Origin of the sequence: Paenibacillus pinisoli, assembly GCF_003605435.1 — a bacterium.
GTDB lineage: Bacteria > Bacillota > Bacilli > Paenibacillales > Paenibacillaceae > Pristimantibacillus > Pristimantibacillus pinisoli.
The window spans coordinates 778297-804208 of the sequence record NZ_QXQB01000002.1; the positions used below are offsets into that span (position 1 = coordinate 778297).

Consider the following 25912-nt stretch of genomic DNA (forward strand, 5'->3'; position numbering starts at 1 on the left):
GTTGTCTGTTCGACTTGAAATCTGGAATCAATTGTATGATTTCTACCATTAATCCCATTCTATTCCCGATGACAAGGTTGGTCAATACAATCTCCTTTGGCCTCTTAGCTCTCGCCGGACAACAGGCATGACTTCCTTAGCCAGCAGCTCAATGGAACGGGCGACTTTGGCGTAAGGGACGCCTCCGATATCCAATTGAAGGATATAGCGACTATGCCCAATCAGCTCATGCTGATACATAATTTTCTCCACAATTTGCTCGGGACCTCCGACAGCAAGCGCATAGGCAGCTCCTGTAGACCGTTCGAACTCCTCGCGGGACATGCGGTCGGCCGGATTGCGCTTTTGCATAATATGCTCGAAGTAATTGGCATGGTACGGATAATATTCATCCAGAGCTTGGCGTGAAGTCGGCGCAATATAACCATGGCCGCATACGGCGACCGGAAGCTGCTCAGGCCTATACCCGGCGGCCTTGCCAGCGGCACGATAAGCATCAGCCAGCGGCTTCAGCCGGCTCGGATCGCCGCTTAGCTGCGCGAACGCCAGACCCGCCCCCAGTCTTCCTGCCCGCTCTGCGCTCTCCGGCGTACGGCCTACGCCGATCCATAGAGGAAGCTTGCCGCCAAGCGGCCTCGGCGCTACACCCGCCTCAAGCAGCTCGGGACGGAATCGCCCTTTCCAAGACACACTCTCCTCGTGGTTGATTTGAAGCAGCAGGTTGATCTTCTCTTCAAACAGCGCATCATAATCCGTTAGCCCATAGCCGAACAATCGGTACGTATCCAGAAACGCCATCGCGCCGCGCCCTGCGATAATCTCCGCTCTGCCGTCCGACAAGAGGTCCAGCGTCGCAAAGTCCTCGTACAGACGCACGGGGTCAACTGTGCTTAATACAGTTGTAGCGCTTGTCAGCTTGATGCGCTTCGTATGTCTGGCAACCGCAGCCAAGACGACCGGTGGCGCCGTCACTGCAAAGTTCGGTGTATGATGTTCGCCTACTCCGAATACATCAAGCCCGGCTTCCTCGGCAAGCCTCGCCGCCGCAATAATCTCCTCCAGCCGCTGCTTCGCGCTAACCGCTCTTCCGCTATGCGGATCACGTGTCAAATCGCCGAACGTATACACTCCAAATTCAAAGCTCAAGCGTTGTTCCTCCCTATCGGCTGCCATAATGACAGGCGGCTTATTCATCCCCTACATCTTAACGGGAGGCTCCGCGCCAACTCCAATATCAAATTTCATATCGAATTGATAGGCTGGGCCAATGAAAGCGATAGCGAACTTCATATTGGATTTGCAAGAGGATTTGCCTATATAATAACGACCATAAACCAATTAAACCTATCAGAATAAAAGGAAAGGAGCTTTTGCATGACCGTTTCTTTGCATTCGCCCGGCCGAATCAACAAGCTCCAACTGAAGAACAGACTCGTCCTAGCCCCCATGCAGCAGCATAGAGGCACGCCGGACGGGTATGCGACGGAGTATCATGCCCGGCATTACGGTAGGCGCTCAGCCGATGTCGGACTGGTCATCGTCGAATCCACTGCCGTATCGCAAGGGGGCCGTCTGTATCAAGATGATATAGGCATCTATACAGATTCCCACATTAAGCCACTTAGAGAGGTCGTTAAAGCCGTTCATGCAAGAGACGGCCGCGCCTTTATTCAGCTATCGCATGGCGGACGCAAGTCGCATCTGCTTCCCGGAGAGAGGCTGCTGGCGCCAAGCCCGATTGCATTCAATGATGAATACGGACAGCCCCTCGAGGCCAGCAACGAGCAATTGGAGCAGCTTGTGGAGCAATATCGCAAGGCGGCTCTTCGCAGCCGGGAAGCCGGCTTCGATGGAATCGAACTGCATGCTGCACATGGCTATCTTCTGCATCAGTTTCTGTCGCCTATATCCAATCTGCGCACAGACTCTTATGGCGGCAGTTCGAACCGCAGACTGCAGTTCATCCTGCAAGTTGCCATAGCCGTACGTGAAGCGGTCGGACCGGACTATCCGGTTCAGATCCGGGTTTCTGCTTCGGATTACGATCCGGGCGGCTTGATTCCGCAGCACGTAGCGGACATCGTCAAGCGGCTGGAGCCGCTGCTCGATGCCGTTCATGTCAGCTCTGGCGGCATTACGCCCGTCCGTCCTCACAATGTTCATCCCGGCTATCAGATTCCGTATGCCGCCGTTCTGAAATCGGAGACGACCCTCCCTGTCATCGCCGTTGGCGGCATCCATCAGCGAGCGCTGGCGGAGCGTGTCGTCGCAGAAGAACTCGCCGATTTCGTCGCCATCGGACGGCCTATGCAAGACGAGCCGGACTTCGCGGGACAGCTGCTCGGCAAGCAGCCTCTGCCCGCCCGGAGCGGATCATAATCCGGCTACAACCACTCTAAGATAAAGGCGGTAATGCAATTGTCTATAATGAAGAGAAGCAAAAATAAATGGCACATATTCAGAAGAACGCTAGCAGGTGCCTTATTGGCGCTTGCCGCCGTTTCGCAGCTAGCCGCATGCGGGAGCGGCGGGGAGAAAGCTGTCTCTGGAGATGCCAAGGATCAAAAAATCGTGCGGATCGGAACAAACGGCGCCTTCTATCCCTACTCCTTCAAAAACACGGAGAACGGTGACAAGCTGGAAGGCTATGAAATTGAAATATGGGAGAAGCTTGCGGAGAAGCTGGACTTCAAAATCGAATACCAGCTGACCGACTTCGCCAGCTTATTCGGAGCGCTGGAGTCCAAAAAGATCGATACGATCGTCAACTCCATCGCGCTATCCGAAGAACGGAAAGCGAAATACCTCTTCACCGATCCCTATGTCTATTCCGGCGCGCAGCTTGTTGTGAAGGAAGAAAATACAACGGTAAATTCGCTGGAGGATTTGAAGGGCAAAAAAATCGGCCTTGTCGCCGGCAATAAAATTATGCTGAACTACATTAAAGAGGCTGACCCCGAAGGCAAAATCGAAGTCGTCACGTACGAGACCGGCGAAGGCGCCTTCCGCGACGTGCTGCTCGGGAGGCTGGATGCCACCTTCTCCACCAAAGCGGCCGCGCTTGCCCAGATCAAAAAAACCGGCCAGCCGATTCGTCTGGCGGGCAGCCAGTTCGTCGTCATCCCTGCCGGAAGCCCCTTCCTCATCAACGACGAGAACAAGGCTTTCGTGGAAGAGGTGAATGCCGCTCTGAAGGAGCTGCGCGATGACGGCACCATCAAGCTAATTGCAGAAAAGTGGTACGGCGAAGACATTAGCAAGCCGGCGGAGTAAGGCGATGAACTTTGACCTGTCTTATCTGATAAGAAGCCTGCCGCAGCTGCTGAGCTATTTGCCCATTACGATGATGCTGTCTGTCCTCTCTATGATATTTTCCGTCATGCTCGGCATTATCATTGAATCGATGATTCGTTCGCGTCTTAAGGTTGTTCATGGAGCGGCGAACGCTTATATCTTATTCTTCCGTTCTACGCCGCTGCTCGTTCAGCTCTTTCTGCTTTATTACGGACTGCCGCAGATTTTCCCGGCACTGAGTGCAATGAATGCGTTCCAGGCCACGGTAATCGGGATCAGCCTGAATAACGGAGCTTATCTGGCGGAGATATTCCGCGCGGCAATCGACTCGGTGGATCGCGGTCAATCGGAGGCCGCGCAATCCGTCGGCATGACCCGGCTCCAGACCTTCCGCCGCATCGTCTTCCCGCAGGCCTACCGGATTGCTCTGCCTTCGCTCGGCAATACCTTTCTCGTCATCATCAAGGAGACATCGCTCGGCTTTACGTTAGGCTTGACGGAAATGATGGGCCAAGCGAAGCTGATGGCCGCCGACACGCTGAAAGTAATGGAAGCCTTCCTCTCCGTCAGCCTGCTCTATCTGGTCGTCGCGCTCTTCTTCGGCAAGCTGCAGGGCTTGCTGGAGAAGAAGGTCGGCAAGCCTTATGTGCAGTAGCGCATAACCTGGCCAAGAAGGGCTTGCGCATTGCGTAAGCCCTTCTCTTATTACGCCCCATACCCGTGCGCATATTGAATTATGGATAAGAGATTTCTTCGGTCCCCCTGCACAGCTCTAACATAGATCCGGCAACGCATACACAATCCTCGAATCCCAAATTCCCGGAATGCGCCATCAGAATGGAATACTCCCCATTCCGCGGCTTCGCTCTCATATCGAATATGTAGTGATGGCCGCTGCCATCCATCGCAAATGATACCGTCCCCGGCATATACGCCGGAAATTCATAGGCCAAGTTCATAGCCCTAAATTCAGCGGTCCCAAAAAACTGAAAGTGACGAGCGCCCGTCTGAAACTCTCCACCATTGGAGTACCGCAGCAGCTCTCCGTAACTCTCTGGCAATTCCCGTTTTGGAAAATCCCATGTCTCTGGAACCAATGGCTTATAAAGCGCATAATACGGTGACGTGACGGGAAACGGATTCACCTGCCGCTTCTTAATCTCCTCTATCTCCAGCTCCGATAACGGCTCATTCCATTGCGCCTGCAGCGCAAGCCACTCCTCCTGTGGAGCCCCCGGCAGCTTAGCCCACTCCCGCTCGAATACTCCATCCCACATCTCCACCGCTCCTTGCCAGAATAAAATTAGGCGTCCAGCGAGCTTATCCTAATCTTAATCTGCTTCATGTAACTATTGCCTCGAACTTCTTATGAGCCAAGTACCTCAACTGATAATGAAACCGCAGTGTAACCCGTTAATTTATGATTCGAAAAGGTGCACCTGTGCTCCAAGCATTCTCCTCTCAAGATAGCTGGCAAATAGTAAGGGATCATCTCGCCTATTCCGAGATTGCGCTCCGACAAGATCCAGTCGATAGCCTTCCAATCCAGGATGCCTTCGCTGATCTTAAGCGGGGTCGGATAGACGTAGTCCTCAGGAAGCTCGGCAACAAAGACGTACATGCCGCCTCTGGATATGCCGTCCGACTCCCAGCTCACCACGCCTCTGTAATGGGCGTCAGCCAGCTTTATGCCCGTTTCTTCGAACGTTTCGCGCAATACGCAGGCAAGCGGCGATTCACCAGGCTCGAACTTCCCCCCGACGCCGTTCCACAGCCCTTTCGTCGGGGCTTTCTCTCTATTTAATAGCAACAGATTATGGCCTCGTTTAATAAAGCAGATGGTATATGGATACACTTCAAGTCACTTCCCGCTATTGTCCTATTCCCTTATCATACTACAAAGGGGAGATTGTTCTCATCCTCGAGACAGCCTCTCAGCCTTCTTGCAAGGTGTCCTTACTCTCCCATGAAACAAATGCCGCCTAGTAGAGAGCGTCCCGCAACGGATACGCTCGAGTAACCCGGAAACCATAAAAGCTGTACGTTAGAGTCAACTGCTCCAACTTGTCATTATCCCGCTCCAAAAGAACTCCATAATGAATCGGTGTTCCCTCTTGCTTCTTAATGACTTCGGATCATGACTTTATGAATCGGACCGACTTGTAACGACCGTCAACTCTTCTTGGATCTCTTATACCAGCTGCGAGCCGCCGAGATAAGGAGATAGACAATGACCATATTCAAAAACAAGCTCAATAGATTAAGGCTTAACGATGCTAGCAGATTAGTCCGCCAATTGCTATAGATCGTCAGGAATCGAATGGGGAACCCCACTTCTATCCATCCGTCTTTGACTGTTCGAAAGGGATAAACATAGGCTAATATAATGACTAGCCATGCAGATGCATTGAATACCCTCGTATTGATTGGCTCGAAGTATTTCAGCATTCGATTGGGTCGCACCTCCCATACAGAGTAGAGCCGCTTATCACCTAGATGGAACTGAATGCAAACATGATTTCCGCTTCGCACACCAGTTCGCCGTTCACCGTGGCTACGCCTTTGCCCCTGACTATCTGGCCCTTGACCCGCGTTACATCGAAGGCGAGCTGGAGCTGATCTCCCGGTTTGACCTGCCGCTTGAAGCGGCATTGGTCTATCCCCGTAAGAAAGCCGATTTTATTCCCGCTCCCGCTTCCACTTCCATCGTCCGACATCGCGATGCCTCCAACCTGCGCCAGCGCTTCTACGATCAGTACGCCCGGCATGACCGGATAGCCTGGAAAATGTCCTGTAAAATACGGCTCATTGATCGTCACGTTTTTCGTGCCGACAGCTCTCTTCCCTTCATCGAGCTCTACAATCCGATCAACTAGCAAAAAGGGATATCTATGTGGAATCCGCTTTTGAATTTGTTCCGAGTTAAGCATGAGTGCCTCCTTGAATGAATTTATGTTTATATTAACGTTATTTGGAAGAAATGACCACACTTTGCAGCCATCAAAAAAGCCGGCAGCCGCTCTAAGAGCGCAACTGCCAGCCAGCTTATGAACGAGACTTCGTGATGCCATCGCCTGCGCTCATCGCTTCATGCGAATTTCCTCTTGGATATGATCTGCAAGCTCCCGGACATCTCTCGATCCGAGATCGCCCTCTCCCCGCTTCCTTACCGATACGGTAGAAGAGCTCAGCTCATTCTCGCCCAGCACGATCATATAAGGAACTTTCTTCAGCTGTGCCTCACGGATTTTGTAGCCCAGCTTCTCGCTGCGGCTGTCGATAGCAACGCGTATGCCCGCTTCCTCGAGCACATCCTTCACTTGCAGGGCATAATCGATATACTTATCGGATACCGGCAGCAGCCTCGCCTGCACGGGGGCGAGCCATACCGGGAACGCCCCGGCATAATGCTCAGTCAGGATGCCGATGAAGCGGTCGACCGAACCATACACCGCGCGGTGAATAACGACCGGACGATGCTTGCGGCTGTCCTCTCCGACATAGGAGAGGTCGAATTTCTCAGGCATTTGGAAATCCAGCTGAATTGTGCCGCACTGCCAGCTTCGCCCAAGCGCATCAAGAATATGAAAGTCGATCTTAGGACCGTAGAACGCTCCGTCCCCTTCATTCAGCCGGTACGCGACACCGCGGCTCTCCAGCACATTTTGCAGCGCCCGCTCCGCTTCGTTCCACAGCTCATCGGACCCCATCGAATCCTCCGGCCTTGTCGACAGCTCGATGCGATAATCAAAGCCGAACATGCGATAGACCTGATCGATCAGCTCCATGACCTGCCCGATTTCTTCCTCGATCTGCTCCCGCATCACGAACAAATGGGCATCATCCTGGCAAAATGTCCGAACCCGCATCATGCCGCTCAGCGCACCGGAATATTCATGGCGATGCACCTGCCCGTACTCGAACATGCGGATCGGAAGCTCGCGGTAGGAGTGCAGGCTATTGCTATAGATCAGCATGTGGCCCGGACAATTCATCGGCTTGAGCGCATGCTTCGCCTCATCGACCTGGGCGAAATACATGTTGTCCTTATAATGCTCCCAGTGACCGGAATTCTCCCATAGCTGCTGGTTCATCATAAGCGGCGTGCGAACCTCTACATAACCGCGCTTAAGCTGCAGCTCCCGGGAGAAGTTCTCGAGCTCCGTGCGAATCGTCATCCCATTGGGCAAATAAAACGGCATCCCCGGAGCTTCTTCAGAGAACATGAACAGCTCCAGCTCCTTGCCCAGCTTGCGGTGGTCACGCTGCTTCGCTTCTTCCAGCAGCCGCAGGTGCTCATCCAGCTCCGCTTTCTTAGGGAAGGCTGTGCCGTAGACACGCTGCAGCATCTTGTTGCTCGCATCGCCGCGCCAATAAGCGCCTGCGACGCTAAGCAGCTTGAAGGCTTTGATGCGGCCAGTAGAGGGAAGATGCGGGCCGCGGCATAAATCCACGAATTCTCCCTGCTCGTAGACGCTAATCTCCGCATCCTCTGGCAAATCGCGAATCAGCTCCAGCTTCAGCGGCTCATTCCATCCCTCGAATAAGCGAAGCGCCTCATCCCTGCTGACCGCCTTGCGCACTATAGGGAGATTCTCGCTCACAATCCGCTCCATCTCCTGCTCGATCGCTTGCAAGTCCTCGCTGGACAATGGCTTCTCGATATCCATGTCGTAGTAGAATCCGTCTGCAATGACAGGTCCGATCCCAAGCTTCACCTTCTGATCGCCAAAAATCCGCTTGATCGCCTGCGCCATCACATGCGCCGTGCTATGCCGATATACTTCCAGCCCTTCCGGGCTATCCAGTGTTATAATTTCCACGAGGCTGTCATGTTCGATCGCGTGACTTAGATCGACAAGCCTGCCGTTTACGATTCCAGCGACGGCATTCTTCTTCAGTCCCGTACTGATCGATTCAGCCAATTGCATGACGGTGGTGCCTTGCTCACACCTCCTGACTGTCTGATCGGTCAACGTAACTTTGATCTCCATGATCCTTGCCTCCATTTCCAATATTATTATGAACGCAAAAAAACACACTATCCCGTAAGGGACGAGTGCGTTCAGCTCGTGGTTCCACCCTAGTTCAACCTGCATATGATCATCTGCGGCTGTTCTCCGCAGCCAGATGCAAGGTCCTCTGGTATCCGGTAACGGGGATAAGACGGTGTTCGCTTACTGCCTATGAAGAACAGATTCATAAGGTTCAACGACACAGCTACAAAGCGGTAATCTCTCGTCCGTGGCAGAAGAAGCTTTCAGCAATCGCTTCTCTCTCTGGGCAACCCGTGAAGGAAATCTTGTCTTTGATCAATGCCATGTATGAAGTTATGCCCTTGATAGTACATAATTGCGATGGCAAAGTCAATATGGCTTTCAAAAATGGGTTATGAGTATACATCTCACCAATACAATTCCCCTTCTCATTCCTTAAGCCCAGTTTTAGCACAACAACAAACAGGGAGCCCAAGGGCTCCCTGTTTGTATCTGTTTGTATCTCTTTCATCATTTTCTAACAGCTAATTCGTTAAGGAGAGAATCATAGTGAAATACCAATTCGCTAGACGGCTTAATACTTAGCTCTTTGGCCAGCAAACGAACATAACGGGTGTACTGTGCTGTCAGCGCTTTTTTGTCAGCTGCAAGCACATGGCCCTTCATGAGCAGCCGAACGGCGGATTCGTCCAGCGGATTTCGATCATGCAGCTTGAGCAACAGCTTCATAGCACCAACAATATCCATAGTGCCCAACATCGCATCCGCCAGCTTTAACGCAAATGAAGTGTAAAGCTCCGCTAGCCGCTCTGTCTCACGAATTGCCCATACGTAAGCCCGGTCCCCAAACAGCTCCCCCGTATACATACGCTCTATATGCTGTGCCTCTACTAAGTTGGTTGCATCTATAACCTTGATTCGTTCTGCCTGGCAGGCGAACCTCTCATAGTCAATGACCACATCGTTCAGCTCAAGCGCATAGCCGTCATTCTCGGAGAGGACGGCTTTACGCAACTGAAGCGGCTCCAACGATTTGCGAAGCTGGTACACGGTTGTATTCAGATAGTTCTCCGCACTTGCCGGTGTCATGCCGCCAAATATATCTGCCAGCAGACGCGAACGGGGAACCCGCCTCCCTTTGTACAGCAGCAAATACGCGAATAACTCAGCGCTTTTGCGAGAAATCCACTTCACGCGGCCTTCTCCGCTTTGCACGAAGACGTCCCCCAGCACAGTGACGACAGCCGCAGCGAGCTTCTCTTCCTTCTGGTGCACGCGAGGCGCTTGCGGCAATTCCTGGCGCCCGGCCAGCACGCGGTTTACCGTCCGCTCCAGCCGTTCTTGCGATACCGGCTTGACTAGATAATCGATAACCGATAGTTCGTACGCTTGCAGGGCATAATCTTTGTGCGAGGTGACGAAGACAATCTGCGCTGTGAATTCGCCAGCTTCAGCCCTGGCAGCAAACGCCATTCCATCTTCATCGGGCATGGATATATCGACAAATGCAAGGTCAATATCACGATGCTCCCGCAAGAAAGCTGCAGCCGATTGTGTGTCTGTGAACGATGCGGACACTTCGACACCGGGCAGCTTATTAAGCATCCTCCGCATGATCAAATGCATGGCTGATTCATCATCCACCAATATTACCTTCATCCGTCTCCCCCCAAGGTTACGAATTCGCTCTGGCAATTATCGTAGCTATCATTTTGCCTATCTTGTAATAACTACACATTGTCCATCGTATCACCGATATTAAAGCCCGACAATATCATCAGCTTGATCGCCAGAGCCCCTCTTTTCATAAAAGCTTGACTTGTCTTGGACTGCGATGTGCCTGCTCTGATGAGCGTATGGCTTTAATTGCTTCCGTCCTCAGACATGGTTTTGTCCATTGAAGAATAACGTCAACTATTACTCTACCGGGGGCGAATAAATGAATTATGAAAAAGAGTTTCGTAAAATCTCAAAAACCCGCTCTGCACAAGGCATCACGGGCTGTTAGAAGATTTATATTTTTTCTTCGTGCTTCAGATACTCTATCTCCCGCTGTCCTCCAACTGAGCCGGGTGAGCGGGGTAAAGTAAAGAAGAATGTTGTTCCCATGCCGGGAATACTGTCAAACCACAATCTGCCGCCTTGAATACGAACAAACTCGCGAGTCAGCACCAGCCCGAATCTTGTATCACCAGTGTCATCCCCATTCGCTTTCACCTTAAAGAACGGCTCCTCCAAACGCAGCAGATCTGCCGTTTGCTTATCGATTCCCGTCCCATTATCGCTTACGTTCACAATTACTGAGTCACCCTCCAACATGGCGCCGATTCTGATTTCTCCGCCGATGCCCGTATGCTTGATCGCGTTCGAGAGTAAATTTCGCAATATAAGATCCAGCATCTCTTTGTCCGCCACAATCGTCAGTTCATCACTCACCTGCTCGGACAGTCGGATCTGCTTCATGCCTGCTCTCGTACTTGCAAGCGCCACAGCCTGATGGACAACCTGCTGCAAGTTCCAGCCTACCGGGCGAAACGCAACTCTTCCCTTCTGGCTCCGGTACCAGTCCAACAGATTATCGACAAGGTAGAAAGTGCTCTGCACCTGCCCTCTCAGCTCCCGCAGCAGCTCCGCATGCTCGATATCCGCAGCTGTCAGCTCATCTCCAAGAAGCTCGGTTAGACTGACCAGGAGTGCGATCGGATCTCGGATTTCATGCGCCATAACGGTAAACAGCTTATCCTTGAACGCATTGAGCTCCGACAACTGCCGAGCGTTCTCACGCAGCCTTGCCTCGTTTTCCTTCATTTCCGTAATATCGCTGAACATCAGAATTTTCCCGATCGGCACCTTGCCTGCATCGTAGATAAAGGATAAGCTGCAATGATAATAACTGGTTCCGCCGTTATGCTGCCTTTCGAACGGAAAACGATCATCGATTGTTCCGGCCGCTTCAATACGGGCCAGCAGTTCTGGATGATCAGGCAGAACCTCAGCCACCAGCGAGGGGTAACGTCCCGCTATTCCAAGCTCGGGCAGCACCCTCTCGGCCGCGCCATTGTAACTCACGACCCGATTCTCGTAGTCAAGCAGAACGATTCCGTCCCGAATCGTCTCGAATACCTTGGCAAGCGCGAGCGGCGTTAACCGCAGCAGATTAAATCGCAGAATGCCCCACAGATACGCTAAACCCGAAATGACGAACCCGAATGGCGTAAGGTCTACCTTAACTCCTAGCCAAAAACAAAGATTGAGCAGCATCGGCGCTATTGCACCTAGCAACAGGATTGCGATCTGCTTGCGAACCATCGGCAATGCGCGAAGAAACATCTGCACGGATAACCAAATTCCGCCGAGTAGCACAGCATAGTTGTATATGGTATGAAGCTTATACCAAGGTCCTTTGACCGTTAAATATAAAGGAATTTGACCAGTAGTATTGAGGACATAACGCTCGTAGAGGAGATGATGCCAATCATTCGTCAGATGAACGATGAAGATAGAGCAGGGTATGATAAACAGCGTAAGCGTAAGCTGTTTCCGGTAACGTGTCGCCGTTCCGGTGAATTGAATGATCTGAAGAAGCCAGAGTGTGGTTACAAAAGGAATGCCAATATATTGGATATGCAGGGACAGCTTAACTTCACTCAAGCTCCGGCTCAACAGTTCTATTGCATAGCCGGAGGCATAGCAGGCCGCTCCCAACATAATCAGAATCATAGTTTTGGCAACTGGCAGATGCCGTTTTCGATATGATAAACAAGCAACTACTACCATCAGACCTGCCGATAGAAATAGCATGATCGACATCCATTGTCTTGTATCCACGCCTGTGGCCTCCTGTACGCATGATAAGCGGCTCCTGTCGACTCCTTTCGACAAGCTTCCCACAAAATCATAGCATCTTCGCGATGTTGTTGCTAGATAATAACACTCTTCCGCTGTCTCATTGGGATGGGCTTCATCCATTCGGCACACCACTCCCCAGTGCCAGTGCTTCTCGAAAAATAAGCAATTTTCCGCCCGTTAATTTCTCTTTTTCCAAAGCAGCCGCCCCCTTATGATAGGGAATGAACAAAGCATTCAAAATCAATGTGCGGGGTGAACACCCAATGAGAGCTGTTATTCAACTATTGCATTTTGGCTATCATCAGGCGATGAGCTGCATCTTTCCTGTTGCGATCTTCGGGACCTTGGCGGTATCCACCGTCATAGATATTCCTTTCCTTCATCGCTATGATGCCATACTGTTTTTTTTGCTTGGCGTGCAGTACCTTATGTACCGCAGCGGGCTGGAGACGCTGGATGAGATCAAGGTCATCTGTCTGTTCCACGTTATCGGGCTGGCGCTGGAGCTGTATAAAGTCCATATGGGGTCTTGGGCCTATCCGGACCCTGGAATTACGAAGCTGTTCGGAGTCCCGTTATATAGCGGATTTATGTATGCGAGCGTTGCGAGCTTTATGTGCCAAATCTGGCGGAGGCTGCGGATGGACATGACAGGCTGGCCCGGATTGACGCCTTCGATGCTGCTCGGCGGTGCCATTTATCTGAACTTTTTCACCCATCACTTTATTCCTGATTTTCGTTGGTGGCTGACGGGACTGGTATTCATCGTGTTCTGGAAAACGTGGATTATATACAGGGTGCGAGATGCGACTTATCGCATGCCTCTGTCGATCGCTTTTATCATTGTGGGCTTCTTCATCTGGCTTGCCGAAAATATCGCCACCTTCTTCAATGCCTGGAAATATCCCGACCAGCATGACACCTGGCGGCTCGTCAGCTTCAGCAAGATCAGCTCCTGGTTCCTTCTCGTTATCATTAGCGTCATCATCGTGGCGCAGCTCAAGTATGTGAAGGCCAACCGTAGGAAGAATGCAGGATAACCAAAAACTCGGAGTACAGGTTGTACTCCGAGTTTTTTTAACCCTCTTGCTTAAATAATCCCCGGCCGATTACATTGGCGGACACTGGCCTTAACCCAAGCTCTCTTGCCCAGATGGACAGCTGGCCCATATGATGAATTTCATGCGCGATCACATGTCTCACAATTTCCCCTTTAGTATATTGCCCGGTTGCCCATGGAACCTTTGCAGCTTCGTGGTCGAGGCTGCTCGTCCATGCTTCCAGGTAAGGCTCCAGCTCAGCCCTCCATGTATCAGAAAGCTCCTGCAGCTGCTGAATAGACTTGTAATCTTCGAATTCGACCTGTATATCCGGCTTCTCCTGAATGCCCCGAAGCCAGCTGTATTCCACATCAAGGATATGGAACAGCGTGTACAGAATACTCCCCGCTCCGCCGATCCGCTCACGCAATAGCTCGTCAGTTGGAATTTGTCTGCACAATTGGAACCATTCATCTCTTACCATCCAGTTGTAGCGGAATAACTGAAGCATCTTTTGCCTCCTTATTTGTCGGTCTCAGCCACTTATCATGGCGCCACTCATCATGCCATTTCCTTCTCCAAGCAATCGACGTCCTTCCCTCTCCAGGTACTGGTCTTGAATGGGCGGAAGCCGAGTGACGTCCAGAAGGCCAGCGCCTTAACATTGCTCCGCAGCACGCCAATCCGAAGCTTGGGATATTGGTGCATGACGAATTGTTCCTCGAACGAGGCATAGGCCTTTCTTCCATAGCCCGCGGCATGATAATCGCCGTGAATCATTAGCAGCCCAAGCCATGGACAGCCGTCATTGGGATTGTTCCGCAGAAAATCAATAACCCCAATCCGCTTGCTGCCATCGGTAATAAAGTAACTCTCGCTCTCCCCGTTCAGAAATTCACTCTCAACCTCCCCCAATGTTCTGGCGGGATGGTCGTTCTCCATTGTATTATAGACCGGATTGGAATTGACAATATCCAATACAGCATCTAGCGTATTGGCCGTCACACGTTCAAATTTCAATGAAATAGTCTCCTTAACAATCATCTAGATTGTATTTGGTGCCTCGAGTGGCATCCGCTTTCTTTTACCAGTATACTTGGTGTGTATTCTCTACCATTTTATAGCTAGCTTTGGGAAACGACTATGTATAAATCTATTATATTCAAATACGAGGTGAGCGATCATGAGTGAAATCTGGCATGCTTCTATACAAGGCGTCCCCTGGGATGCAGCGAAAATGATACATGCGGTGAAGCATCTTCGCAACCGGGCTACTGTCAGCTTCAGAGTGGGCGCAGACACGCTGGAGGATCTAGTTGAACTCGATGCGCGGGTGTTCGCCAAGCGGCCCGATCTTATTCTATTCCTATCGACGGCGGACGAGAAGACCGGATATTCAGAGGAGCTTCTAGCGACGCTTGCGTCCTTGAAGCATGTTGCCGCTCTGCAACTGAATCTCCGCGAGCCGCATGACTTGTCCATGCTGGGTTCCATGACGCAATTGCAATTTCTCAATATCAGCTCGCCTAAGAAACCGTTAGAACTGGCCTTTATCCAAAGCTGCAAGCAGCTAAACTATCTAGAGCTGCACGGCAAATTCAAGGATCTGGAGCCGATTGCTGAATGCATTCGCCTGGAGACGCTTGTTCTTAACTGCTCCATAGAGAAATTAGATTTCGTTAACGAGCTTCCGCTTATCAAGTATCTGTCCATCGACAGCTGCGATCTGAAAGGTCCGATCGAGGTGCTTGCCCATTCCAATGTGAGCATACTGAAGCTGTCCTCTGTACGTAATATGACCAATATTGATCCGCTTGGCCAACTGACCAACTTGGAGTTCCTGCGTCTATCGCTGCCCAAAGTCGAGAGCTTATGCGACTTCTCCAAGCTGGATAAACTCAGGCAGCTGGAGCTTGATTATATGAAAGCTCTGCGCGACATTCAGAATCTCTGGACAGCCAAGCGGCTGGAGGCTCTAGAGCTGAAGGAGATTAATACAGCGGTTAAAGCTGACGCCCTCGATCCATTGAAGGATATGGAGCGGCTGCGGCAGATCGACTTCCGCTTCATCGATACGGGCAAGCGGCGCAATACCGCCATGCGCGAGCAATTCGAGCATGCAGGCAAAGCCCATCTGCTATACGACAATATCCCGGAAGCCAAGCGAATACGCTCCATGGCGATTGAGCATTTGACCCCGATTTTGACGTAAAAAACAAACCGGCCATTCCCTGCAACGAGCAGTGAGAGCAGCCGGTTTTTTTAATGAGTTCCCCGTATTCCGTCCTTCTATTATTCCTTCACTTGCTTCAGATGGCGGACGGCATGAATGGCAACCCGGATAAGCAAAACAGCGCTGATCAAGATGCCCGTATAACCAAACATGGACACCATATTCAATGCATCATCCGAGTAACGCCCGCCTATGCTGAGGAGTCCGATGGATATTCCGCCGAACGCCGTCCCGACAAAAGCAAGCAGCGCTTGCGAAATCCATTTGGTCACAAAGGACGTATTCGCCTTATCGGAGAAAAAGCCTACCTTGACGGAAAACTCGCCTTTCTCTAGCATCGAGCCAAGATGATCGAGCCGCCGCGGCAGCCTGCGTATGACAGGCAGCAGCTCCAGCAGTTCGTTCGCCGCCGTCTCCTTCAAGTCCGAGGAGGAGTTAATCGGAAGGAATTGCTCCGCATGTTCTATTGCAAACCGCCGCGCTTCCTCCATCAGGCTAAAGGAAGGATTCAGCTGCATCATCGTTCCTTCAAGGGTGATCAGCGAGCGGAAAGCTCCTGCCACATTGGGATAGAAGGACAGCCCAAACTCCCCAATCATGCGAAACAAACCCTGAATGAAAGCGTCCGAGCCCCCCGCCTCGTCATAAGCGGTCTGAACGAGCAGTTGGCTGAGCGCTTGCTCCAGATCATCCTGATCTATGTCCTGATTCGTCTCGACCAGCTGCAGCAGCGCGTCCTTGATCATATAAGGGCTTCGCTTCTCAAAACCGATCAGCAATCGCTTCAGCGCATCAAGCTGCAAAGTTCCGAGCCGCCCGACAGAGCCGAAGTCCAGCAGCGCCGGAGTTCCGTCGTTCAGAATATAGACATTGCCGGGATGAGGGTCCGCATGAAAGATGCCTTTGAGGAAAATTTGCTCCAGCATGCAATCGAAGATTCGCCGCTGAACCTCCAAGCGGTCGATGCCGCGTTCATCCAGAATGGCCGTGCCGCTCTTGACGCTCGCCCCCTCCATATATTCAATGACAAGCACTTTGGCATTGCTGTACTCTCGATACACATGCGGAATTTTGACTTTAGATGGGCTTTGCAGGAGCGACGCTGTTACTTGCGCAAAATTACGGGCCTCAATCCGAAAATCCGTCTCTTCCTTCATCGCTGCGGAGAAGCCTTTAGCCAGATCGAGAAAGCCGATATTCCTGGCCCAGGCGGATTTGCCCGACGCCCAAGCCGCGAAGCGCACCAGAATATCCAGATCGCGCTGCAGCTTGGAGGAAATATCCGGACGAAGCAGCTTGACGACAACCTGCTTCCCGCCACCCAGCAAAGTAGCGCGATGAACTTGACCAATGGATGCAGCGGCGAGCGGTTCCATCTCGAACGTCTTGAAAATATCCTCCTGGGGCTGATTCAGCTCCTTGGCAAGTATTTCTTCCACCTGAGCCGTCGTCAGACGCACAACATTCTCTTGCAAGTGCGACAGCTCTTCGACAATAGCCGGAGGCAAGAGATCCGATCGCGTCGACAGCACCTGGCCGAACTTGATGAAAAATCCGCCGCAAGCCTCCAATGTCTTGCGCAGCGATACGGCGAGCTTTTGATCCGAGACTGGCGTGCGTTTGAGCGCCAGATTTTTGCCTACGCCATACCGGATCGCGATGACAAGCACCTGAATGTATCTGCGCTGGCGGTTCCACCAAGCGGATAAGCGCTTGAACGGATTTTTGGTATCGGTAAGCCGCTCGCCCCTCTCGCCGATCGGAATCGGATCGAACATCTCGAAGAACAAATAGAAGAGCAGCGATACAATCACCATACTGAGCAGCCACAGCCACCCCGCTAATCCGAACTCATCGGACTTGTCATATTGCAAATAGCCGTAATAGTATACGGCAGATGTCACGATGACACTGAGCAGCGATGCCATCACTTGCTTCATAAAGCTGATCCTGCTCCCGATCAGCCGGCCGATGATGAAAATCATTACAACCGCTAATAAAATGAACTGAGAATACATCCATACTCTCCTCTCAGCAAAGGATTGCCTGTAAAAAGATACGTAACGTTGGTATCGGCAGCATGGATCAAGATGTGAAGTGTTGCCTCTATTCCCCGCTTCATCTAGCATACTACAGAACCTTCCATATCAAAAACTGCAGCTCCGAATTCGCGCCAAGCCCCGTTCGAAGTGCAGTTTCTGTTATTGACCTTATGACAGCCGCTCTTACTCAGTCTTTTTACAAATGTCTCATGCTCATCGGCTTCCGCGACATCAGCCACGCTGCTCCGAGCAAGGCCAGCGCCACCAGTATTCCCGATTCGCCGGTCCAGAGCAGCGCATTCTCGCCTTTGGAGAAAGCATCGAAGACATCTTGAGTAACGGCATTCCATGACGCATGCAGGAAGATTGCTGGCCATACGCTGCCGGTAGTAAGACGAAGACGGCTAAGGATGTAGCTGAAGGAGGTAACCGAGAACATAAATAAGAGGATCGATAGAGCAAGATTAGGGCCGGAGTAGTACGCTCCTAATATCATCACGGGAAGATGCCATACCCCCCATATAATTCCGCTGGTGAGCATTGGCTTTGGCACGCGGGCATCAACCATGCGGGTAATCATGTATCCTCGCCAGCCGATTTCCTCCCCGGCAGCGCCGAACAGGCCGGCTAGTGTGCCGACAGTCAATTGCATAAGCAAAATGCCAATAAAGACAACGGCAGGCGGAGCATCAAATGAGTCATCAGGCACAGCGAACTGCGCAAGTCCTGTCAGCCAGGCTATGCCATAGGCAAACAACCCGATCGCAACGGGGAACAACAAAATCATAGGCACCGTCTTCAGCGTCCTTTTCCCGCCGATCTTAAGCGAAATATCCTTAAAGCCTTCACGCCGAACCAATCGGGTCAGAATAGCGGCCAGTCCCGGCGCCCACATCAGCAACAGAACGAAAGTTTCGTCGATAGTCAAGGCAAGCGCATAGCCTAATACAGTAAGCGGAACAAGCATGGCGAAGAATACGAGAAGCCCTCGCTTGGCCAAGCGAATGCGTTCCTTCTCCCCGTCCATTCCCGCGACAGCGGTATTGCTTAAATCAGTTCTCATGATAGTAGTCCCTTCGTTTCTAGTATGTATTGCCATGTAGAATTATAGCAACGGCCGCCGCTGGACCAGAACAAACCGAAGCCTAGTATTCCTCCCGTCCATATGCCCAGTAGACATTAGACTAAAGGACAGGTGCTGAGCATAAAAAAAGCCAGCCGAACTGTTAAAGTCCGGCTGGCGCAATGGCCTGGCGCGATGTAAATTCAACTTCTGTATTAGATATCCATATCTATCTGCCCGCCGACTACAACGAAGGTGTGATCAGCGGGCTAAGCTCGCATAGGAAACTAATACTGCACGCTGCTATAACTAGTCTGGTACCAGTTCCACCAGTCGGTCTCGCCTAGCGCCGGGCGTGTGATATGCTCATTCTCCCGCAGCTTCAGCAGTTCCTTGGTCGGACCGGTTACAATCAGGCCATAGCTTCTGGCGCCATGCTCGCTCACATATTCGATCCGCTCCTGAAGCTTGGGATTGGCGTGAACGATCTTGCGCACCCACCGTTCATTCTTCTGCAGCTCCTGAAGGCCCCGCAGGAACGCCTGCTCCTTGGCTGGTCCATCGCCCCATACCTCCAGTCCGCTGCTGTAATTGGCATATCGCAGCATCAAGTCGCTGCTCATGCCCCATAGCTCCCCGCTCCAGCCGCTCAAGAAGTTGCCCTGCCTTGCGCTAGCCTGCTCAAGTCCGGTATCGAATGCATACCAGACAATATCCATGTCATAATGCTGGAACATGGCATAGATCTCCTCCAGCGAATAAGTCGCATCCAGTGAGACGGCAAGTTCGGATACCGTGCCTTCTGGCAGCATCTCGAGCGCCTTCCATACTTCGCTATCTCTCTCCTGCTCGTATTGACGGTCCTCATCCGTGAGCGATCCCGAAGTCTCTGGATATGCAAAATAGAGATTGCTCTGATAGCCGCCGCCGAACCACTCCCGCTTCACATTCAGCAGATTGAACCGCATATCTCCGTGCAGGATGCCATACAGCTCTTGCTGTCTACCGATCTGCTTGCTCATTTTGTAATCCATGGAAAGGTTGAAGTAGAAACCCGTGCTGACCCCTCCGCTGTTCACATTCAAATTGGGCACTGTCATGCCGACCGCCGTGCCCAATACCTTGGGCAGCCGCTCGCTGGTGCTGGACGATCCGCCCAAGCCATAGAGCAATCCGGTCGTAATGCCGGAGAGAATGGACAGCAAGATGAAGGCGGAAAACAGATTAAACGCTGTGCTCACGCGGTTCCTCCACTTGGCTCTTCTCATCCAGCGCTGCTGCTTGCCTGTTGACGGGATTGACTCCTCAGACGGTGTAGATGGAACCAGAGGCGCCTGAGCAGCCATAGCCCCGTCCAGTCTTTCCTGGCAGGCCGGACATTGCTCCAGATGCGCTTCGGCCTGGCGTTCTTCCTCCGGCGTGCATTCTCCTCTCAGGTAGCGCTCCCAGAGCGGCTCCATCTCTTTGCATATTGGATTGGTCATAGGTCATCCCCTCCTCCATAAGCTTGCTTGATTAGACGCCGCAGTTCCTCGCGTCCGCGGTGAATGTTTATTTTGACGCTGGAGATCGACATGCCCGTAATATCGGCAATCTCCTGGTAAGATAGCTGATAATGGTCGCGAAGCAGCACGACATGCCGCTTATTGATCGTGAGCTTGCCCAGAAGACTAAGCCAGCTCTCAGCCGCTTCGCGAGCCAGCGCCTCTTGCTCCGCGCTTCGTGCCGTATCGCCTGAGGCAACAGTCTGCTCCATCCATGCAGGCTCATAAGGAGTACTTCGCCGCTCCTTCCGCTGCCAGTCGATAAAGGCATGATAGGCAACCTTGAACAGCCAGGCCTTAATCCGTTCATTGTCGTAGCTCTCCAGATAGACATAAGCTTTGCAAAACGTATCCTGCATCAGATCCTCGGCAACCTGGGGGCTGGCCGCTAGGGAATACAGGTAACGGTACAAGTCCTGTCCGTATTGGCGATAAATATGATCCAGTGCGTGTGTATCGACCGTGCATCCCCCTTTTCTGCGAGCTCATGGCGCCATGCTCTGTTATATTCACGTCTCAGGAACCAGAAAGTTACACTTCATTCCATAGAAAACCGCATTTCCATAACTTCAAATCCGCGATGCTCCGTCTTTCTGGTTTCACTCATGAGAAAAACCCCTTCGAGCAAACTTTAGCGCTCTTCTTAAGCGCTTGTCTACTCAAAGGGGAAACTAGTCATTATATCGGTTATATTCTTGCCTTCACGAAAAAGGCCCTGCCTCCGGCTCTTTATTCCTTTATTCGCAATAACACTACCGCTGCTTCCGCTCTTGTCACCGCCGCATTCGGAGCAAAGCTGTTGCCGTTCCGCCCTTCAACAATGCCCAATTCTCGCAGAGTGTGTACAGCTTGCTGAGCCCAAGCCGGAATATCCTGCTCATCTGCGAACGGGATCGTCTCCCCTGGGGAAAACAGCTTCAGCGCCCTGGCGATCATGGCTGCCATCTCTGCTCGCTTGATCTGCGCTTGGGGACGGAAGCTGCTATCCCCATTGCCGTTCACGATACCAAGCTGCGCAGCTTGAGCTATGGAGGCTTTCGCCCATGTCCCAATCGATGCCTCATCCGCAAAAGTCAGATTCAAAGCAGCGGTCGCATCCTCCTTCTGCAGCAAATTCATGAGCATATGAACAAACTCCGCACGAGTGACAGCTCGATCCGGGCGAAAGGTGCCGTCCGGATATCCGCTTACGATCCGCTGCGCAATCGCTCGCTGAATGGAAGAGGCAGCCCAGTGCCCGGCAATATCCGTAGGCGTGAACGTATCTGTGTGGTTCCCATTGCCTTGTTCAGCCCCCTCTTCCTCTTTATTCCCTGTTTCTTCTCCGGTACTTTCTGGCTCGTTATCATCAGTCGGATTCGGATCAGGACGGACCACGACCGGGGCTTGTACGGTCACGACCGTTTCCCCGTATAACCCTGTCAGAGCATTCAAGGCGCGAACCTTTACCTTGCCCGCTTTCAGAGCTGTTATTTCGCCCGCTTCATTCACCGTCGCAATTGCAGAATCATCACTGCTCCATATTAGCCCAATGTCTGTTGCATGGGCCGGTGCGAAGAAGGCTTGCAATACAGAGCTTTGACCAATCGATAGATTTATTTGCTCTGGTTCTATATTGATTTCAGTGATAGGAGTCAGCTCGAATCTGGCCGCATCTGCCCGCAGAGGGCGGTCATGAGCCGGATTAGCATCCTCCAGCATCACATAGCTGTCGGATCCAGCTGGCAAGTGATAAATGCCAAGTACCTGCCATGATCCTTGGAGCGAGAATTGATTCAGCTCTACCTGATCGATCAACTCATTGTTCGTGTAAATCGAATATTTGGCTGCCGTCGTTGTATATGCCGGTGATACCGGATTGCCTGGCAAATACACAGAAATCCGATAATCGCCCGCCTGCGTCAGCTCAGGAGCCCATTTGGCAGATGCGCCTGTCGGGTGGGTAACAGCCCGCGATATGCCGCCATGGTAACCTTTCAATACCGTAGAAGTAACCCAGTTATTCGTTGGTGTGCCCAAGCTGCCATTTTGCTCCGAATACCCTGCAGTATTGAAGTGGCTGTCTATTGTGACTGGAGGAATAATGGGATGATCGACCACTTTAACGACTGCTTCAGCCGACTTGCCTGTTGCGGGATGGACAACCAGAATTGTCGCCTCGCCAGATTGAAGCGCTTTCAATTTTCCTGCAGCATCAATGGCAGCTACTTCTGGATGGGAGCTTGTCCACACAACATCCCTATTCGTTGCATCAACAGGAGTGAATACCGGCAAGAAGCTATATTCGTCACCAGCTTGAATAGTAAGAGACTGTATCTCCAGTTCAATGTCTGTTGCCGGAATTAATTCAAGCTTTAACGCATCCGCACGTAACGGTCTGTCATGCAGCGCACTGCTGTCTTCTAGAACAATATAGCTGTTTGCTCCCCGTGGCATATTATAAATGCCAAGCTCCAGCCACTTCCCTTGTTCTTGAAACTGATTGATCTCGACTTCATCTACCTTCACGTCATTCACATAGATCGAATACATAGCTTGTTGAGTCGTATGTGCAGGAGCAGCCGGATTGCCTGGCAAATAAGCAGATATCCGATAAGGGCCAGGCACGGAGATGGCAGGCAGCCACTTCACAGAAGCGCCGGTTGGATGTGTAATGGCCCTCGAACCGCGACCGTCATACCCTTTCAAGACAGAAGAAGTGACCCATTTATTAGTATTTGTGCCTAGCGTGCCATTCGTCTCTGCGTAACCGCCGTCATAGAAGCCGTAAAGCAAGGAAACAGGTTCTTCAATTTCAGGCACCACGTCATTGATCTCCGTCACTTGCCCCTTCACATAGAGAGGGTCCTGTGTTAGAGAAAGCGTAATTACGCCATCCTCCGGCTCCGCTTGTATACTGTTCCCCATCATATCCGTTACTTGAATTGCTTCTGTCGTATGCAGCTCTACCGCTGTCCCTGAAGGAGAGTACATGACGCGAACATCGTCAGTGCCGTTATTGAACTTGTACACGTATGCGATGCCAGGGGCAACATCCTCGATTTCAACAAACTGCGCATCCGACAATTGTCTAATGATCGAGGCGTACGCAGCAAATGACGGCTTGGGCACATAAGCGCCCTTCGCATCATTGGGGTGGCGAACCATGCCGAAGGAGCCTTCAAAGTCATTCGGGACTGTGGATCGATTTTGCAAGTTATAAATGTTGATGGATTTAATGCCTTGCGTCAGAGCGGTCGCCACTCTGCGAGCCGTATAATTGGCTTGAACATATTCATCGAAATTATAATTGGTGAATCCGGTTTCCGATAAATTCATGGGAATCAGCTCATCATTATTGTACTGCTTCATCAAGTTTTTGTGGTTCTCAATTTCAGCTATAATCTCCTCGGGGATTCGAACGTAAGAATGAAAGGAATACTCGTCCATATACTGAAGCGAGCCTCTCTCATATAACTCCTCCAGAAAGTGACCCGTGCCGAACTCAGCGACATCAATGCCGGAGATCGTGACATCCGGGAACAACGCTTTCAGCTCTTCATAGGTTGTCTTCAACAGGTTAAAATAAAAGTCCGCTCTTTCTTCATCCGTTGTCAAGCCTTTGCTGAAGGATGCAATATCCGGCTCATTCCATACCTCAACCCATTTTACCTCAGGGTAATTAAGCACCAGCTCCTTGGCATAGTTGGCGAATGCCAGTCTAGCTTCCTCACTGGTAGGCGACAAGCCGTTGTCATAGAGCGTATTGTACAAAGCCAAAGTCATAAAAGGCTTAATTCCATAAGCATCTAGCAACTGGAGATAATTGTCGTGGAAATCTTGAAACTCCAGCTCGTTTTTCGTCAGCTCCACGTCTTCCCAGCGGAAGGAATCACGCAAATATTTCACGCCCAGCTTAGCCGCGATTGGAACAAGAGCCGCTGAGCTTTGAGCAATGATGTCGGTGCGCGCTGCATGCGTTTGAACTGAAAATGGCGATGCTTCGATCGCGCTTCCATCAAACGGAGCCACGACCGCAAATGACGTTTCCTTGCTCGTCAGCACAGTGCCGTCTTGCTTGGATGTAACGATCAGTCGAAACCAGCCGTTGCGTGCCGGCTCAACCGTCAGATCAGCCGTTCCACCGCTAACCGCCAGCTGGCCGTCCTCCACCTTGACTCCCCAGTAGTCATAGTAAACCCAATCTATTTCATCTCCTGAGGTGTTGATTTCGAAGCTTTTCACATCCGTGCTGTAAAAAATATTGCCCGTCACCTTCTGAACAATTTGCAAGGAATCAGCATGCGCTACATTCCCTGTCGCAACGATTCCCCAGCTCTCGAATCCAAACAGCAAGCATACGGCGAGCACTACAGAGACCATCTTCCGTTTCACCATTGCTTATCTTCCTCCTTAGCTCATTTTGCGTTGCTTCTGACCTTATCACTTCTCCCTGGCCCCGCACTCACCCCCTTGATTAAAGTCCGGCTTGATATTGTTAGTGCAAGATGGCGCCGCGCTTCAACAGCTCTTCCTGGACAAGCCCTGCCTTCACTTCACCCGGGGACAAAGATTGCTTGACGGATAAAGCGGCGGTAGTGCCGGCTGCCTCGCCCAGCGCTATCGATATGGACATGACCCGCAGGGAACTGAACGCTTCATGCGTAGCGGAAATGCATCTGCCTGCAGTGATCAAATTGCTGACCTTATCCTGCAGCAAGCAGCGGAGCGGAATATCGTAGGAGGTTCCCTTGCTGAGCTCTACATAATGAGTCCCTTGGCCCCTCGGATCATGAATATCGATCATATAATGCGCTTGAGCTATCACATCGTCGAATTGCTTCAGCCGAACCACATCTATCTCGGTTAAGGTGTAGCTCCCTCTTATTCTGCGGCTTTCGCGAATGCCTACCTGTGTCGCAACTCTTAACAAATAGCTTTGTTCAAAGCCAGGGATGTATGCCTTCAGAAACTTTACGCATTCTTCAATTTGATAGCGCCCTTCAATTTCGGCCCGCGTCAGGTCATCCGTCTTCGTGCCGTTCACCCCTTGGATGCGAGTCATATTCAGATAGACCACATCCGGTCTGCCAGGCAGCGTCCAAGCGATGGCAATCGATTGCCGCGGCACATTGAACAGGAAGCCTTCGGCCTTCGCCTTTGCCACTCTCTCCTCCTGGCCGCCAAAAATAACATGATTCATGCCTAAGATATGACCATCAAAAGGCGCGCCTTCAATTTGCTCAATCTCGCGAATGAGACGGTCCGCATTCACGCCTCCGACGGCAAACATCAAGGAGACCGGCTGCATTAAGCCGTCCGAAGCTCTGCCGATATCAAAGGGAACACCCGCGCGCGCACACACATCCGCATCGCCCGTCGCATCAATATAAGTCGTGGCTCGGATGGCTTGCCGCCCCGATTTGCTCTCTATAATAAGCGCCTCTACACGGTCGCCCTTCATCACCACATCCGCAACCCAGCTATGAAGCATGAGCTCTACACCGGCATCCAGCAAGGATTTCATATAATAAAAAGCCAGCGCCTCGGGATCGAACGGCTCATAATTATTCGTTTTAACTAACGATCCTTGCTGATACAGCTTCTCTCTCATCTCCTGATAGAGTCCGCCGATAATCATACGCTCCCCATCATGAAACCCGCTGGAAAACCCGGAGACAAGGCTGTTCGTGCCCACCCCGCCCAAGTAACCGTAGCGCTCAATCAGCAGCGTCTTGGCCCCGCTTCTGGCTGCCGCCAAGGCGGCGGCGTACCCGGCAGGTCCGCCCCCTGCAACTACAACCTCCGCTTCTCTTATCACTTCAATGGATTGCTCTGGAATTCTAATGAACATAAGTTGCACACTCCTTC

At 51.7% G+C, this 25912-nt stretch carries 20 protein-coding genes; 5 read left to right on the top strand and 15 right to left on the bottom strand.

The window, feature by feature from the left end; all coding sequences use genetic code 11:
* Positions 1-81: 81 nt before the first annotated feature.
* Entirely contained in the window at positions 82-1173 is a 1092-nt protein-coding gene (locus D3P09_RS10880; RefSeq protein ID WP_120110749.1) for an LLM class flavin-dependent oxidoreductase, read from the bottom strand.
* A gap of 201 nt (positions 1174-1374) precedes the next feature.
* On the opposite strand from D3P09_RS10880, the gene D3P09_RS10885 reads away from it, so the two are divergent.
* From D3P09_RS10885 to D3P09_RS10895, 3 genes are read left to right on the top strand one after another with little or no spacing between them, the layout of a single operon-like run.
* Entirely contained in the window at positions 1375-2379 is a 1005-nt protein-coding gene (locus tag D3P09_RS10885; RefSeq protein WP_120109712.1) for an oxidoreductase, read from the top strand.
* A gap of 48 nt (positions 2380-2427) precedes the next feature.
* Complete coding sequence (locus D3P09_RS10890) at positions 2428-3273, top strand: transporter substrate-binding domain-containing protein (protein ID WP_243644135.1); 846 nt, start codon at positions 2428-2430, stop codon at positions 3271-3273.
* Positions 3274-3277: 4 nt separating this feature from the next.
* Entirely contained in the window at positions 3278-3949 is a 672-nt protein-coding gene (locus D3P09_RS10895) for an amino acid ABC transporter permease (protein ID WP_120109715.1), read from the top strand.
* Between the two features lie 79 nt (positions 3950-4028).
* Here D3P09_RS10895 and D3P09_RS10900 read toward each other — a convergent pair whose 3' ends face one another.
* The 6 genes from D3P09_RS10900 to D3P09_RS10935 all read right to left on the bottom strand — a co-directional run bounded on the left by D3P09_RS10900 (position 4029) and on the right by D3P09_RS10935 (position 12119).
* Entirely contained in the window at positions 4029-4571 is a 543-nt protein-coding gene (locus tag D3P09_RS10900) for an SMI1/KNR4 family protein (protein ID WP_120109717.1), read from the bottom strand.
* Between the two features lie 89 nt (positions 4572-4660).
* On the bottom strand, positions 4661-5149 hold the full coding sequence (locus tag D3P09_RS10905) for an NUDIX hydrolase (RefSeq protein ID WP_120109718.1): 489 nt from the start codon (positions 5147-5149) through the stop codon (positions 4661-4663).
* A gap of 637 nt (positions 5150-5786) precedes the next feature.
* Positions 5787-6224 (bottom strand): 3-hydroxyacyl-ACP dehydratase FabZ, encoded by a 438-nt coding sequence (gene fabZ / locus D3P09_RS10915; RefSeq protein ID WP_120109722.1) that lies wholly within the window; start codon positions 6222-6224, stop codon positions 5787-5789.
* A 150-nt stretch (positions 6225-6374) separates the two neighbouring features.
* Positions 6375-8288, bottom strand: a complete 1914-nt coding sequence (gene thrS, locus D3P09_RS10920; RefSeq protein ID WP_120109724.1) for a threonine--tRNA ligase — start codon at positions 8286-8288, stop codon at positions 6375-6377.
* Between the two features lie 513 nt (positions 8289-8801).
* Positions 8802-9950 carry a response regulator gene (locus D3P09_RS10930; RefSeq protein ID WP_120109727.1) on the bottom strand — a complete coding sequence of 383 codons (1149 nt, stop codon included), beginning with the start codon at positions 9948-9950 and terminating at the stop codon, positions 8802-8804.
* A 354-nt stretch (positions 9951-10304) separates the two neighbouring features.
* Complete coding sequence (locus D3P09_RS10935; RefSeq protein WP_165867390.1) at positions 10305-12119, bottom strand: sensor histidine kinase; 1815 nt, start codon at positions 12117-12119, stop codon at positions 10305-10307.
* 284 nt (positions 12120-12403) lie between these two features.
* On the opposite strand from D3P09_RS10935, the gene D3P09_RS10940 reads away from it, so the two are divergent.
* Positions 12404-13180 (top strand): DUF817 domain-containing protein, encoded by a 777-nt coding sequence (locus tag D3P09_RS10940; RefSeq protein WP_120109730.1) that lies wholly within the window; start codon positions 12404-12406, stop codon positions 13178-13180.
* Between the two features lie 37 nt (positions 13181-13217).
* On the opposite strand, the gene D3P09_RS10945 is transcribed toward D3P09_RS10940, so the two are convergent.
* Both D3P09_RS10945 and D3P09_RS10950 read right to left on the bottom strand, forming a co-directional pair.
* Complete coding sequence (locus D3P09_RS10945; RefSeq protein ID WP_120109732.1) at positions 13218-13691, bottom strand: DinB family protein; 474 nt, start codon at positions 13689-13691, stop codon at positions 13218-13220.
* Positions 13692-13741: 50 nt separating this feature from the next.
* A complete protein-coding gene (locus D3P09_RS10950) occupies positions 13742-14200 on the bottom strand; it encodes a GNAT family N-acetyltransferase (protein ID WP_165867391.1) in 459 nt (152 codons plus the stop codon).
* A 163-nt stretch (positions 14201-14363) separates the two neighbouring features.
* On the opposite strand from D3P09_RS10950, the gene D3P09_RS10955 reads away from it, so the two are divergent.
* On the top strand, positions 14364-15392 hold the full coding sequence (locus D3P09_RS10955; protein WP_120109735.1) for a leucine-rich repeat domain-containing protein: 1029 nt from the start codon (positions 14364-14366) through the stop codon (positions 15390-15392).
* Between the two features lie 80 nt (positions 15393-15472).
* On the opposite strand, the gene D3P09_RS10960 is transcribed toward D3P09_RS10955, so the two are convergent.
* The 6 genes from D3P09_RS10960 to D3P09_RS10985 form a co-directional block, all read right to left on the bottom strand.
* The gene (locus D3P09_RS10960) at positions 15473-17431 is read right to left on the bottom strand and encodes an ABC1 kinase family protein (protein WP_120109736.1); all 1959 of its coding nucleotides are present in this window, start codon (positions 17429-17431) and stop codon (positions 15473-15475) included.
* 220 nt (positions 17432-17651) lie between these two features.
* Entirely contained in the window at positions 17652-18518 is an 867-nt protein-coding gene (locus D3P09_RS10965) for a type II CAAX endopeptidase family protein (RefSeq protein WP_165867392.1), read from the bottom strand.
* Positions 18519-18805: 287 nt separating this feature from the next.
* Positions 18806-20002, bottom strand: a complete 1197-nt coding sequence (locus D3P09_RS10970) for an anti sigma factor C-terminal domain-containing protein (RefSeq protein ID WP_120109740.1) — start codon at positions 20000-20002, stop codon at positions 18806-18808.
* Positions 19999-20508 carry a sigma-70 family RNA polymerase sigma factor gene (locus tag D3P09_RS10975; protein ID WP_120109741.1) on the bottom strand — a complete coding sequence of 170 codons (510 nt, stop codon included), beginning with the start codon at positions 20506-20508 and terminating at the stop codon, positions 19999-20001. The genes D3P09_RS10970 and D3P09_RS10975 overlap by 4 nt, the downstream gene beginning before the upstream one ends.
* 283 nt (positions 20509-20791) lie before the next feature.
* On the bottom strand, positions 20792-24439 hold the full coding sequence (locus tag D3P09_RS10980; protein WP_120109743.1) for an S-layer homology domain-containing protein: 3648 nt from the start codon (positions 24437-24439) through the stop codon (positions 20792-20794).
* 100 nt (positions 24440-24539) lie between these two features.
* Entirely contained in the window at positions 24540-25895 is a 1356-nt protein-coding gene (locus D3P09_RS10985; protein WP_120109744.1) for an FAD-dependent oxidoreductase, read from the bottom strand.
* Between the last annotated feature and the right edge of the window lie 17 nt (positions 25896-25912).